A 12,984-nucleotide genomic window follows, 5' to 3' on the forward strand; every position below is an offset into this window, starting at 1 on the left:
TTCGTGAAACCGTAGATGCTATACACCTCTCGCGGGAACTATCTCGATAATGAACGATACGGCCACCGAAATCTCCCGGCGGAAAGCGTGGCTGATGGCGGCCCGTCCACACACGCTCCCGGCCGCCGCCGCGCCGGTCATCGCCGGCGTCGGTCTCGCGCTCCACGAGGGCAAATTCGCTCCGCTCCCCGCCCTCGCCGCGTTCGTCGGCGCGGCGCTCATCCAGGTCGGAACGAACTTCGCGAACGACTACTACGACGCCGTGAAGGGCGTCGATACCGACGAGCGGACAGGTTTCACCCGTGTCACCCAGTCGGGGCTCATCTCCCCGAGCAAGGTGAAGCAGGCGATGTACGGAACCTTCCTGCTCGCCATCCTCGTCGGCGTCTATCTCGTCTACGTCGGCGGTCTTCCGATCGTCATCATCGGCCTCGCCAGCGTCGTCAGCGGCATCGCCTACGCGGGCGGACCGTTCCCGCTCGGGTCCAATGGGTTGGGCGATCTGTTCGTCTTCGTCTTCTTCGGCGTCATCGCCGTGATGGGGACGTTCTACGTGCAGGCCGCGGCCCTCCTCTCTGCACCGTTCCCGCTCGGGATTCCGGCGGGCACCGTCACGATGCAGGCGTTCCTCGCGAGCCTTCCGGTCGCGGCGATTTCGACGAACATCCTCGTCGTGAACAACATCCGCGACTTGGAAAACGACAGGAAAGCCGGCAAGCGGACGCTCGCGGTTCTCATCGGCTATCGGGCGAGTCGCGGCGAGTACGTCGGCATGCTCGCGCTCGCCTACCTCGTCCCGGTCTACTTCGTGACCACCCCGACGTTCGACCTCCCCGTCCTCCTGCCGCTCCTGACGATTCCCTACGCCGCGATGGTCACACGGACGGTGCTCACGAAGACGTCCGGCGAGGCGCTCAACCCCGCCCTCGAACAGACGGGAAAACTGCTGGCCGCCTACTCGGTCTGTTTCGCCCTCGGACTGATGGTATGAAGGTGGAGTTACACGAGTTTTCGCTCCCGCTGACCTCGCCGCTGGAGACGGCACACGGCGCCATCGAGCACCGAAAGGGGCTCCTCGTTCGGGTCGAGGAGGGTGACGAAGTCGGTATCGGCGAGGCGACGCCGCTTCCGGGGTGGACGGAGTCGCTGCCCGCTTGCCGCGCGGCCATCGCGCACGTCGACGACCCCGAATCGGCGCTCTCCAGCCTCGACGCCACTCCGGCGGCCAGACACGGCCTGTCGCTCGCGCTGGCGGACCTCCACGCGAAACGGGCCGAGCGACCGCTGTACCGCCATCTTGGCGGCCCGGAACAGGTCGAATCCGTCCCGGTGAACGCCACCGTCGGCGACGCTCCTCGGGATGAAACCGTGGCGGCGGTGAACGAGGCGGTCGATGCGGGGTTCGAATGCGTGAAGATAAAAGTCGGCGCTCGGTCGGTCACGGACGACGTGGCCCGACTTCGGGCGGTTCGGGATTCGGTCGGTTCGGACGTGGAACTCCGCGCCGACGCGAACGCGGGATGGTCGCGTGCGCAGGCCCGAGAGGCGTTCCACAGGCTCGACTCGCTCCGAATCGCCTACGTCGAACAACCGCTTCGCTCGGCCGACATCGATGGACTCGCCGACCTCCGCGGCCGCTCGGTCGGCGTTGCGGCGGACGAATCGGTGATCGAAACGCCGGTCGAAACGATTCTGGACGAGGGGGCCGTCGACGTGCTCGTCTGCAAACCGATGGTACTCGGCGGCCCGGACAGGGCCGTCGAGGTCGCCGAGCGCGCCCGTGCTGCGGACGTAACGCCCGTCGTCACGACGACCATCGACGGCGTCGTCGCTCGGACGGCGGCGATTCACGCGGCGGCCGCGATTCCGGACCGCCCCGCCTGCGGGGTCGCCACCGGAACGCTGTTGGCCCGCGATTTGGGACCGGACCGGACGCGACTCGTGGACGGTACGGTCAGCGTCCCGCAGGAACCGGGGAACGGCGTGGCGGACACGTGGGGGACGCCATGAACGATTGGCTCGCGCATCGGGCCGACGTGTCGCCCGAAGGAACGGCGATCATCGAAGCGACGGACGGGACCGAGTGGACGTACTCGGAACTCGACTCGTCGGTCGAGGAGACCGCCGGAAAGCTCGCGGGATTGGGACTTCGGGAGGGCGACCACCTCGGAATGCTGATGGAGACGCGGATGGACGGAGTCGTACTCGTCCACGCCGCGATGCGGCTCGGGTGCGTGCTCGTTCCGCTAAACGTCCGTCTCGCCGCCCCGGAACTCCGACGACAGGTGGACGTGACGGACCTCTCGGCGCTCGTCTGTGAAGCCGAGACGGAATCGGTCGCGCACGAAATCATGGGGGAGGTTCCCGTCGTCTCCGTCGATTCGTCCGAAACGACGCTCGCCGACCGCGACCCGGCGGCGTTCGCGTCCGCCGACTGGTCGCGCGAGGACCCGCAGGTGTTCCTGTTCACGTCGGGAACGACCGGGAATCCGAAAGCCGTCGCGCTCACGATGGGAAACCTGTATGCCAGCGCGACCGCCTCGGCGTTCCGCCTCGGCGTCCTCCCCGACGACCGCTGGCATCTCTGTCTCTCGACGTACCACATGGGCGGGCTGGCTCCCCTCCTGCGCTCCACGCTGTACGGAACGACCGTCGTCCTGCAACGGGGGTTCGACGCCGAGGAGACGCTCCCCTTCCTCCGGGAGTACGAACCGACCGGTATCTCGCTCGTGCCGACGATGCTCCGGCGGCTCCTCGATACGGGCGACCTCCCGGACTCGCTTCGGTTCGTCCTCCTCGGGGGTGCGCCCGCCCGCGACGACCTCATCCGGGAGTGTGCGGAGCGCGGCGTTCCGGTCTGTCCCACCTACGGCATGACCGAAACGGCCTCCCAAATCGCCACCGCTACTCCCGACGAAGCGGCGTCACACGTCGGAACCGTCGGACGGCCGCTGCTGTTCACGGACGTTGCCGTGGTCGACGAGGACGGTTCTCCCGTCCCGACCGGGGAACCGGGCGAACTCGTCGTCTCCGGGCCGACCGTGATGGCGGGGTACTACGGCAATCCTACCGCGACAGAGGAGGCGTTCGGCGAACACGGCCTGCGGACCGGCGACGTGGGCTACCGAGATGAGGGTGGCCGCCTCCGGGTGCTGAACCGGCGCTCGGACCGCATCGTCACCGGCGGCGAGAACGTCCATCCGGGCGAAGTCGTGGACGTGCTTCGTGACCACCCCGACGTGGCGGACGTCGCCGTCGTCGGCGTCGAGGACGAGGAGTGGGGCGAGCGAATCGCCGCGCTCGTCGTGCCGGCCCCCGGAAGCACGGTCACGCTCGACTCTGTGCGGGAGTTCTGCGACGGGCGACTCGCCGGATACAAACACCCGCGGCTCCTCGACACCGTCGCCGAACTGCCGCGAACGGCCTCGGGAACGGTGGACCGTGATTCGGTTCGTGAGCGATTTCGGTAGCTGAGTACCCTACACCTGCCGTATCTGGACTACGACTGCTGGATCTGAAGGCTCACCGACCGCCCGACGTTCAGTCCGTTTTCGGCACGTACGTTGAGAGTTTGCTTAAACCGCGCCCGTGCGTTCGAGACGGGTGTGAGCTGCCCGCGAATTTCCCCCTCGGGATACTGCTTCGTGTGGACGTTGACGTATGCCTCGCCGGCCTGGATGGCACTCGCCAGTTCCGAGAGCGATTGCCCCTGCAACGGTCCGACGAGGTCGTTCGCGCCGAACGTTCCGGACGCGAGGACGCCGTCGAACTGCCCCGAAAACTGCCGTCCCTCCGTCGCGGTCGTACTCGGATAGAGCCAGACGACCGGCGGGCCGCTTTCGCCCTCCGCACCTCGGTGGATGTGCGCTTCCGTGACGTTCTCCAGTTTCGAGACGAGGAGGACGAATCGGACGTTTTCGCCCGCCCGCGTGAACATCGCCACGCCGTTGGCGTTCGTCTTCACCCGTTTCGGCTGGCTCTCGCCCGTCATCTGCCCCGTGCTGAACGCCGGACCGCCGCCCATCTGTGCGGTCGTGAGTCCGGTTCCGAGAACGCCCGTTCCGACCCCCAGCGTCGCACCCGTCTTTATCACGTCGCGTCTGTGTGTCATGGTGGAAATCCCCACGGACCGCTCCACGAGAAACCCCATAAGCGGCGGGGCCGACGAAGCCTTTTATCGAGTCCGCGCCAACCCGTAAGCGTGTGTACACTCATCGTGGCGTGGCGGGTGTTCGATGACGCGCCCGTCGTCGCCGCCGCGAACCGGGACGAAGCGTTCGGGCGGCCTTCCCGCGGTCCCGGAGTATTGGACAGGAATCCGATCGTCGTCGCCCCGCAGGACGAGGAGGCGGGCGGCACGTGGGTCGGCTACAACGACCGCGGCCTGTTCGTCGGCGTGACGAACCGTTGGGTCGAACTGGAGGGCGAACGCTCCCGCGGCCTGCTTGTACGCGACGCGCTCTCCCACGACTCGGCCGTGTCCGCCCGCGAGTTCGTCGTGAGCGAAGTCGCCGAACGGACGTACGCCGGGTTCAACCTCGTGATCGCGGATTCGACGGAAGCGACCCTGTTGGAGTGGGACGGAACGCTCGAAACGACGCAGTTCGACCCGGGCGTCCACGTCGTCGTGAACAGGGGGTTCGACGAAGGGGCCCCCAAATCGAAGCGGATTCTATCGCTCGCGGAAGCGGACCCGGACGACCCGCCGTCGCTGGTCGACTGGCGGGCGGAAACGAAGGACGTCCTCCGAAACCACGACATCGGGGCGTGCGTCCACGGCGACGGGTACGGAACCCGTTCATCGTCCATCGTGACCCTGTTCGCGGACGGGAGCGGGGCCTACGAGTTCGCCGACGGCCCCCCCTGTGAGACGTCGTACGAGAACGTGGAAAGTCACATTTAAACGGCCGCCCGTCCCTGTAGTGAACATGAGCACGGCAACGTCCGAGGAAGACCTCACCGAGGACGAGTATCACGGACTCGAACTCGTTCGCGAGACCGGCGGCATCCACCAGAGCGACTTCTGGAAGCAACTCGATGTCTCCTCGCGGAAAGGAAGCCGAATCGTCGAATCGTTGGAACGGATGGGATTCGTCAAGCGACAGGAAACCGTCTACGAGGGACACAACACCTACTTCATCACGCCCGCCGCGAAGGACCTCGAATTCTCGCTGTTGATGGCCGGCGACATGCTCTCGCCGTTCATCGGGGAGGAGGAGATCGATCCCGAGAGCGACGCCTTCTCGCAGTGGATAATGAACCTCGCGTACGAGGAGTGAAACCAGCGTCGCTATTTCTCTTCGTCCGTCTCCCGGCCGATAATCAGCGTGTTTTTCACGAGGCTTCGATGGCCGCGCCGCAGTCGCTCGGAGACGGCTTGGTGTGACACGTCGAGTTCGCCCGCGAGGTTTTCCGCGGAGGCCTCGCGGGGAATGTCGTAGTACCCCTTCTGAAACGCCAGGGTCAGCGTGTCCTGTTGGTCGTCGGTGAGGCCGAACCGTCCCTTGCGACCCTGATCCAACTGATAGATGTTGCGGATATCGAGCGAGAGGTCGTTTTCCCGGCAGTAATCGTACGTCTGTGATAGCGCGTCTCGGTCGGGAAACAGGATTCGAAGGTGCCAGTGACTGCTGTTGCCGGACGCGGAGAGAACGGTCGCCTCCTCGTCGACGAGGATGTGAATCAGCGTCTGGATGTGGTCCGTCCACTCCATCTGATAGAGCTGTTCGTCCTCCAAATCGGCGAGTAACTGCAAGTTCTCGACGCTGCTGTCGTTTTCCAGTATCGTTTTGGTGTCCTTAGTGCCGCCGCTCGCCCAAACGAACGGCATCACGCGGTCGTTTTCGTGGGCGACGACGCGTTCGATTTCGAATTCGAGGTTTTCGTGCTCCGTGAGCGTCTCCCAGAGTGCGAACTCGTCGGCGGGAATCTCGACTTCGACGACGGTGCCTGCCATACGTGTAATCGAACTTCAGGGGAGAAATAACCGTTGGCATCGTCACCCTGCCGGACCGGTTTCAGCGCGCTCCGCGGCCAAAAACGGAGTCATTCCAACGCGCTCCCGACTCGAATCATGCGCTTCTCGCCGAACTTCGGCCCGATGAACTGCCCGCCGACGGGAAGCCCGTCGGTTTCGCCCGCCGGAACCGAAATCGCGGGCAGGTTAGCGGGGTTGACGGGGACGACGTTCGAGGCTGTTCGCGGAGGGAACGAGCCACTACCGTGAGACGAGCGCGTCGGTCGGTTGCTGTCGAGTACCGCATTCAAATCGTTTACAGAAAATCCTCTCGGGGTGGCGAGAACACGTCGATAATCTCCCCGGATTCGATTATTTCGTAACTGTGCTCGACGCCACCCGGTATCGAATAACTGTCTCCGTCAGCTATCATTTCGTCGTCGTCACCGATGTGGATTCGATACGTACCCGAAATCACGTATCCGCTCTGTTCGCTCTCGTGGCTGTGCGGCGGAACGTCGTTGCCTTCTCTGAAGTGCATCTTCGTCACCATCGACTCGTCGCCGACCGCGAGCACGTCGAACTGTACGCCTTGAAACTCGTTCGAATCCGCGTCTTCTGCTTTGACAATCATCGGAATCGCACTCGATAATAGGTCGTTTATACTATAATATGATTTCTAGTTTACCATCCAATCAATTCTGCCGCCGAACAGTGTAGTTCGATGGAGACGCGGCAGATAGCCTCGTAAAACTGGACACTCGTCAAGCAATTTATAAACGATAGCCCCTGCTCATCGTCCTCCGAACCAGTACGACCGTCGCCCGCAGAAACTCGAAACGGTTCGTTACTCCAGCGCGCTCCCGACTCGAATCACGCGCTTCTCGCCGAACTTCGGCCCGATGAACTGCACGCCGACGGGGAGCCCGTCGGTTTCGCCCGCCGGAACGGAGATAGCCGGAAGGTTGGCGAGGTTGACGGGGACGGTGTTCGCGTCGGCGAGGTACATCTGCAGTGGGTCGTCCAGACTCTCGCCGAGTTCGAACGGCGGCGTGGGCATGGTCGGGCTGGCAAGGACATCCACGTCCTCGAACGCCGAATCGAAGTCCCCCTTGAGCCACGCACGGGCGTCCTGTGCTTTCTTGTAGTACTTGTCGTGATAGCCCGCCGAGAGGGCATAGGTGCCGAGCAGGATGCGTCGTTTCACCTCGTCGCCGAAGGACTCCTCGCGCGTCCCGGCGAAGGTCTCGTTCCAGTTGCCGTCGTAGCCGCCGGACTCGCCATACCGAACGCCGTCGTAGCGCGCGAGGTTCGAGGACGCCTCGGACATGGCGATGACGTAGTACGCCTCGACGGCGTGTTCGACCGACGGGAGCGACACTTCGTGAACGGTCGCACCCTGCGATTCGAGTTCGTCCATGGCGTCCCGGAATCGCTCGACGACGCCGTCGTCCGCGCCCTCGACGAGTTCGGTCGGGACGCCGATGTCGAGTCCGTCCACGTCGCCGTCGGCGGCGCTCGCGTAGTCCGCGTCGGCACCTTCGTCGCGGGTCGTCGCGTCGTGGTCGTCGGGTCCGGCGATGACGTCGAGCAATCCCGCGGCTTCCTCGACGGTCGGCGCGATGGGACCGATCTGTTCCAGACTGTTCGCGTAGGCGACCAGGCCGTACCGCGAGACGAGTCCGTAGGTGGGCTTGATGCCGACGACGCCACAGAACGCGGCGGGACAGCGAATCGATCCGCCCGTGTCGGTACCGAGCGCGAGCGTGGCCTCACCCGCCGCGACCGCCGCCGCGCTTCCGCCCGAGGAGCCGCCCGGAACGCGACCCTCGGCGACGGGGTTCTCCGTCGGACCGAAGGCGGACGTTTCGGTCGTCGTTCCCATGCCGAACTCGTCCATGTTGGTCTTTCCGACGATGGTCGCGCCGGCCTCCTTCAGCCGTGAGACGACCGTGGCGTCGTAGGGCGGGACGTACTCCTCCAACATGGCCGATCCGCAGGTGGTTCGGACGCCCTCGGTGCTGATGTTGTCCTTGACGGCGACCGTCGTTCCGGCCAACGGACCGTCGTCCGCGCCGTCGATGGTCTCCTCGGTGATGAATATATCGCCGCTCATGAGACGTTCGGTCCCTTGAAGTAGCCGTCTTCGGTCTCCGGTGCGTTTTCCAGCGCGTCGGCTTGGTCGAGGCTGGTCCGTACCTCGTCCTCGCGCATGACGTTCACGAGGTCGGCTTCACGCTCGACCTCGGGCACCTCGTCTAACGTCTCGAAGTAGCCGAGGATATCGGCGAACTGTTCGGCGAATCGCTCGGCCTCCTCGTCGGACACCCCGACGCGGGCCAACCGTGCGACGTACCGAACCTCGTCCGGTCCGGGAGGCGTATCGCTCATGTGTTGACGAACCCTCGGACGAGCGGTAAGGGTTTCGATACTCACCGCCGAATCACCCATAAAGACGGCGAATCTACGAGTAGTGTGCAAAAATCGAATACTGCATTATTATCGATCTTTCGACGATGAATACGCCGTTTTTGGAGCCGAGAAAATTCCCGATTTGCCCACTGGAGTTAAGTAGCTATGGGTACTATAAGATATGTCTATCGATTACTTCCACTCTCCGACTCTCGTAGTACACCATCGACCCTCTGTCTTCTCCTGACAGTACGCCATGACTGATACACGTACCCGACCGACCGAAGAAACGGAAACCACCGGTGAGCGATCCGAAACGCGAGCCGACGAGCAACAGCAGTGCCCCGAGTGTGGCGGCCCGCTCGTCACCGACGAGGAGCGCGGTGAGCGGGTGTGTGACGACTGCGGCCTCGTCGTCGAGGAAGACGCCGTGGACCGCGGACCGGAATGGCGCGCCTTCGACGCGAGCGAACGCGAACAGAAATCCCGCGTCGGTGCGCCGACGACGAACATGATGCACGACAAGGGGCTGTCGACCAACATCGACTGGCGCGACAGGGACGCCTACGGCAACTCGCTCGGTTCCCGCCAGCGCGAGAAGATGCAGCGCCTGCGCAAGTGGAACGAGCGCTTCCGCACCCGTGACAGCAAGGAGCGCAACCTCAAGCAGGCGTTGGGCGAAATCGACCGCATGGCGAGTTCGCTCGGCCTGCCGGACACCGTTCGGGAGACGGCGAGCGTCATCTATCGCCGCGCGCTCGACGAGGACCTGCTACCGGGGCGCTCCATCGAGGGCGTCGCGACCGGCGCGCTGTACGCCGCGGCGCGACAGGCCCGGACGCCGCGTAGCTTGGACGAGTTGACGGCCGTGTCGCGCGTCGAGAAGGACGAAATCGCACGCACCTACCGCTACATTGCCCGCGAACTCGGCCTCGAAATCGAACCCGCCGACCCGAAGAGCTACGTCCCGCGCTTCGCCTCCGAACTCGACCTCTCGGACGAAACCGAACGCCGTGCCCGCTCGTTGCTCGACACGGCGACCGAGAAGGGCCTTCACAGCGGCAAATCGCCCGTCGGACTCGCCGCGGCCGCCGTCTACGCCGCCGCGCTCCTGACCAACGAGAAGGTGACACAGAGCGAGGTCAGCGACGTGGCGAACATCAGCGAGGTCACGATTCGCAACCGATACCACGAACTCCTCGACGCCGAGGAGGGCACCATCGCGCCGTAAAACCGCACGAACATCGAATTATTCCTTTTGTATTCCGCTAGCGGTCGTTCCATCGCCGCGACAGCGACGGACCGTAGGCGAAGAAGACGATTCCGGTCCAGAGAACGGCGAAGACGAGCGCGCCGCTCATCGTCGTCGTGGCGTACTGGAGAAACGTCAGGTCGGTCGTCAGCGGGTCGTACGTGTCGAGGATGACGTAGAACGCGAAGAGGGTCGGCAGGTTCGCCAGCAGAATCGTGGCCGCGACGGCCAACAGGTCGCCGGTCGTGGCCTTCGCTTTCGACGTTCGTGAACGGGTTCCGGTCGCCATACCGGAGGGAAGTTCACCGACCGGAAAAACGGTTTCCGTCTCGTGCCAGGCCGCCCATCTCACCTCACTCGTATCCGCCGTTCGTCCGTCGCCCCGTTTCTCGCCCGTTGCTTCCGTCATTCGTCAGTTCACGTCTCTCGTCCGTTTTTCGTCTGCCGTCAGTTCACGTCACGTTGTTGCTGTCGAAGCGCGACGCGTAGGAGACGAGGGCGAACAACAGGACGAGAACTGTCGTCGTGAGCGCCATTCCGAACAGGGCCATGGAGACGGGACTCATGTCGAACAGCGAGACGCCGAGCAGCGAGAGCGTCTTTCCGCGGTTCTGGCCCGTCGCGCCGACGGTGAGTCCGATGCCTCCGGCGGCGATGACGATGGTTATCGCGGTGGCGAGGAAGACGGGGCGGCTTGAGATAACGCGGTCGCTCATCGCCGGGAATTGTCACCCGGCGGGGTTAGGGTTTGCTACTTCCGCTCGGGACGAGTCGAAAAGGGTCGAGGCGGACGACGGTAAAAGGAATCGAAAATCGGGAGCGAACGCGCTTACTCGGCGGCGATGACGTCGTCGATGCGGACGATCATCGTCGCGGACTCGGTGGCGCTCTCGACGGCCTCGCGCTTGACGGCGGCGGGGTCGATGACGCCCTCCTCGACGGGGTTCGCGATTTTCCCGGTCTCGCCGGAGGAGATGACGCCCGCGCTTCCCTCCTCGTCGTCGTTCGCGGCGCGGAGGTCCACGAGCGCGTCGATGGGGTCCATGCCGGTGTTCTCCGCGAGGGTTCGCGGGAGGACTTCGACGGCGTCGGCGAACGCCTCGACGGCGAGTTGCTGGCGGCCTTCGATACCCGCGGCCTCGTCGCGGACGCGGCCCGCGATGCTGGTCTCTATCGCGCCAGCGCCGGGGACGACGCTCTCGGTTTCGACGGCGGAGGTGACGACGTCGAGCGCGTCCTCGATGGCGCGCTCCAGTTCGTCGACCACGTGGTCCGTTCCGCCGCGGACGAAGACGGTGACGGACTGTGCGTCGGCGGCACCCTCGATGAACACGAGGTCCTCGCCGCCGTACTTCTCGACGCGGATGGAGTCGGCGTGGCCGAGTTCGTCGTCGTCGACGTCGTCCGGCTTGCCCGTGCGTTTGCCGCCCGTGGACTTGGCGATGGCGCTCGTCACGTCGTCGTCGACGTCGTCGAAGGCGAGGATGCCGTGTTCGGCGAGGTACGCCGCGGTGCGGTCTTCGATGGAGGAGTGGGAAAAGACGACGTCGACGCCGGCGTCCGCGATGGTGTCGGCGAGTTCGCGGAGTTGGTTCTCCTCCGCGTCCATCGCGGCGGTGAGTTGGTCGACGTTGTCGACGGAGTACTCGGCGTCGATTTCGGTTTCTCGGACGCCGAAGGAGCCGTCGGTGGCGAGGATGGTCGCGTCCTCGACGGAGCGCGGCATGTTCTTGTGTGCGGGTTCGGCGTCGGTGACGATGCCCTCGATGAGTTCCGTTGCGCTGGAACTCGACCCGGTCTGGGTGAGGACGCGAATCTCGTCGCGGCCGATTCCCTCGTCGCTTTCGACGCCGCGAACCGCGTTGACGACGACTTCGGCGAGGCGCTCGGTCGTGATGTCGCCGGTCCCCTTGCCGGTCATGCTGGACTCCGCGACCTGTTTCAGCAGGTCGTCGTCGATGTCGACGTCGAGCGAGAGGTCGTCGACGGCTTCGACGGCGATGTCACGGGCGCGGGCGTAGCCTTCCACGATGGTGGTCGCGTGAACGTCCTGGTCGAGGAGGTTCTCGGCCTTCGCGAGGAGTTCCCCGGAGAGCACGGCGGCCGTGGTGGTGCCGTCGCCGACTTCGTCCTCCTGGGTCTGGGAGACTTCGACGATCATCTGCGCGGCGGGGTGCTCGATGTCCATCGAGTCGAGGATCGTGACCCCGTCGTTCGTGATGACCACGTCGCCGTCGTCCGAGACGAGCATCTTGTCCATTCCGCGCGGCCCGAGTGTGGTCCGTACCGCCTCGCTGACCGCTTTACCGGCGGAGATGTTGGAGGACTGCGCGTCGCGACCCTGCGTTCGCTCCGTCCCCTCGCTGAGGATGAACATCGGTCGGCCGCCCATGCGTCGCTGTCCAAAGCCTGATTCTGACATACGTATAACGAATGATTGATGTTCTATATAAACGTTTCTACACAGTTCGCTGGACGGGACGCCGATACGACCATCGACCGATAGATACATGCCCGACTGTAATCGAGAAAATTTCAGATGTTGGAACTGGAGCATCGGTTTCGAGTGGTGGACGTCCACGCGCGCCTTCCCGTCGAGGAGTCCGTGACGGCGCGTGGACGGGCCATCTCGCCCGACAAACTGGAGCGCGAACTCCACCAAGCGGGCGTCGTCAGCGCGGTCGTGTTTCCCGGCCCGCAGGAGGGAAGCAGCTATCTCCGGGCGAACAACGCCGTCGCCCGGCGAAGCGTGGAGCGCCCGTTTTTCGCCTTCGCTCGAATCAACGGCCCGCGTGACCCCGACGGAAGCGCCACGGCGCGACTCAGGAATTTCAGGTCGCGTCGGAAGGAGTGGCACACGTCCTCGGACGACATCGAGCAGTACGCCTACGACGACCGGTTCCACGGATTCAAACTCGACCCGACGTGCGACGGACTGCCCGAAGACGACGTCCTCTCCCGATTGGAGGCGGTGAACCTCCCCGTTCTCGTTCACGCCGGGGAAGGGTTCACCCCCCGAGCGGCCGCCGACATCCTCCTCGACCGTTCGTTTCCCGTCGTCCTCTCGCACTTCGGCGGATTTCCGCTGAACCGCGACCTGATGGCGTCCGCCATCGACCTGCTGGATTCGTACGACGACTGCTACCTCGACACCAGTTTCGTCCGCTATCGGGAGCAGATGGAGCGGGCGATAATGGAACACCCCGATCGCGTGCTGTTCGGAAGCGGTGCCCCGAACGCCCACCCGAACGTCGCCGTGATGGAAATCCTCACCCTTGACGTTCCCGAGGACGCCATGCGAAAAGTGTTCACCAACAACCCGTCCCGCGTCGTCGAAGCCCTCGCGCCCGACCACGAGGAGTAG

The 12,984-nt window shown here is 64.6% G+C and carries 15 protein-coding genes and 1 pseudogene; 7 read left to right on the forward strand and 9 right to left on the reverse strand.

Annotated features, from left to right (window positions below; genetic code table 11):
- Nucleotides 1–49 precede the first annotated feature (49 nt).
- The 3 genes from LJF34_RS07890 to menE are packed head-to-tail and all read left to right on the forward strand — an operon-like array spanning nucleotide 50 to nucleotide 3,470.
- The gene (locus LJF34_RS07890) at nucleotides 50–991 is read left to right on the forward strand and encodes a 1,4-dihydroxy-2-naphthoate polyprenyltransferase (protein WP_231184342.1); all 942 of its coding nucleotides are present in this window, start codon (nucleotides 50–52) and stop codon (nucleotides 989–991) included.
- On the forward strand, nucleotides 988–2,010 hold the full coding sequence (locus tag LJF34_RS07895; RefSeq protein ID WP_231184343.1) for an o-succinylbenzoate synthase: 1,023 nt from the start codon (nucleotides 988–990) through the stop codon (nucleotides 2,008–2,010). Before LJF34_RS07890 ends, LJF34_RS07895 begins: the two co-directional genes overlap by 4 nt.
- Entirely contained in the window at nucleotides 2,007–3,470 is a 1,464-nt protein-coding gene (gene menE / locus LJF34_RS07900; RefSeq protein ID WP_231184344.1) for an o-succinylbenzoate--CoA ligase, read from the forward strand. The genes LJF34_RS07895 and menE overlap by 4 nt, the downstream gene beginning before the upstream one ends.
- A 29-nt stretch (nucleotides 3,471–3,499) precedes the next feature.
- Here the strand turns inward: menE and LJF34_RS07905 are convergent, their stop codons facing one another.
- Complete coding sequence (locus tag LJF34_RS07905) at nucleotides 3,500–4,111, reverse strand: CHRD domain-containing protein (RefSeq protein WP_231184346.1); 612 nt, start codon at nucleotides 4,109–4,111, stop codon at nucleotides 3,500–3,502.
- Nucleotides 4,112–4,201: 90 nt separating this feature from the next.
- On the opposite strand from LJF34_RS07905, the gene LJF34_RS07910 reads away from it, so the two are divergent.
- Both LJF34_RS07910 and LJF34_RS07915 read left to right on the forward strand, forming a co-directional pair.
- Nucleotides 4,202–4,903: an NRDE family protein gene (locus LJF34_RS07910; protein WP_231184348.1), complete on the forward strand. Its 702-nt coding sequence runs from the start codon at nucleotides 4,202–4,204 to the stop codon at nucleotides 4,901–4,903.
- A gap of 25 nt (nucleotides 4,904–4,928) precedes the next feature.
- A complete protein-coding gene (locus tag LJF34_RS07915) occupies nucleotides 4,929–5,279 on the forward strand; it encodes a MarR family transcriptional regulator (RefSeq protein ID WP_231184349.1) in 351 nt (116 codons plus the stop codon).
- Nucleotides 5,280–5,290: 11 nt separating this feature from the next.
- On the opposite strand, the gene LJF34_RS07920 is transcribed toward LJF34_RS07915, so the two are convergent.
- The 5 genes and pseudogenes from LJF34_RS07920 to gatC all read right to left on the reverse strand — a co-directional run bounded on the left by LJF34_RS07920 (nucleotide 5,291) and on the right by gatC (nucleotide 8,347).
- Complete coding sequence (locus tag LJF34_RS07920) at nucleotides 5,291–5,956, reverse strand: bacterio-opsin activator domain-containing protein (protein ID WP_231184350.1); 666 nt, start codon at nucleotides 5,954–5,956, stop codon at nucleotides 5,291–5,293.
- Between the two features lie 89 nt (nucleotides 5,957–6,045).
- A pseudogene (locus LJF34_RS07925) lies at nucleotides 6,046–6,192 on the reverse strand (amidase family protein); the annotation flags it as partial.
- A gap of 80 nt (nucleotides 6,193–6,272) precedes the next feature.
- The gene (locus LJF34_RS07930; protein WP_231184351.1) at nucleotides 6,273–6,590 is read right to left on the reverse strand and encodes a cupin domain-containing protein; all 318 of its coding nucleotides are present in this window, start codon (nucleotides 6,588–6,590) and stop codon (nucleotides 6,273–6,275) included.
- 213 nt (nucleotides 6,591–6,803) lie between these two features.
- Nucleotides 6,804–8,072 (reverse strand): Asp-tRNA(Asn)/Glu-tRNA(Gln) amidotransferase subunit GatA, encoded by a 1,269-nt coding sequence (gene gatA / locus LJF34_RS07935; RefSeq protein WP_231184352.1) that lies wholly within the window; start codon nucleotides 8,070–8,072, stop codon nucleotides 6,804–6,806.
- Complete coding sequence (gene gatC / locus LJF34_RS07940; protein WP_231184353.1) at nucleotides 8,069–8,347, reverse strand: Asp-tRNA(Asn)/Glu-tRNA(Gln) amidotransferase subunit GatC; 279 nt, start codon at nucleotides 8,345–8,347, stop codon at nucleotides 8,069–8,071. Before gatC ends, gatA begins: the two co-directional genes overlap by 4 nt.
- A 277-nt stretch (nucleotides 8,348–8,624) precedes the next feature.
- Between gatC and LJF34_RS07945 the strand changes: the two genes are divergently transcribed.
- Nucleotides 8,625–9,599, forward strand: coding sequence for a transcription initiation factor IIB (locus tag LJF34_RS07945; protein WP_231184354.1), 975 nt, complete (start codon nucleotides 8,625–8,627; stop codon nucleotides 9,597–9,599).
- A 37-nt stretch (nucleotides 9,600–9,636) separates the two neighbouring features.
- Here the strand turns inward: LJF34_RS07945 and LJF34_RS07950 are convergent, their stop codons facing one another.
- The 3 genes from LJF34_RS07950 to thsA form a co-directional block, all read right to left on the reverse strand.
- Entirely contained in the window at nucleotides 9,637–10,029 is a 393-nt protein-coding gene (locus LJF34_RS07950) for a hypothetical protein (protein ID WP_231184356.1), read from the reverse strand.
- Between the two features lie 43 nt (nucleotides 10,030–10,072).
- Nucleotides 10,073–10,336, reverse strand: a complete 264-nt coding sequence (locus LJF34_RS07955) for a hypothetical protein (protein ID WP_231184357.1) — start codon at nucleotides 10,334–10,336, stop codon at nucleotides 10,073–10,075.
- A 113-nt stretch (nucleotides 10,337–10,449) separates the two neighbouring features.
- On the reverse strand, nucleotides 10,450–12,012 hold the full coding sequence (gene thsA / locus LJF34_RS07960; protein ID WP_231185052.1) for a thermosome subunit alpha: 1,563 nt from the start codon (nucleotides 12,010–12,012) through the stop codon (nucleotides 10,450–10,452).
- A 147-nt stretch (nucleotides 12,013–12,159) separates the two neighbouring features.
- Here thsA and LJF34_RS07965 point away from each other — a divergent pair, with 147 nt between their 5' ends.
- Nucleotides 12,160–12,984, forward strand: coding sequence for an amidohydrolase family protein (locus LJF34_RS07965; RefSeq protein WP_231184358.1), 825 nt, complete (start codon nucleotides 12,160–12,162; stop codon nucleotides 12,982–12,984).

The sequence above is a fragment of the Haladaptatus sp. DYF46 genome (assembly GCF_021083305.1).
GTDB lineage: Archaea > Halobacteriota > Halobacteria > Halobacteriales > Haladaptataceae > Haladaptatus.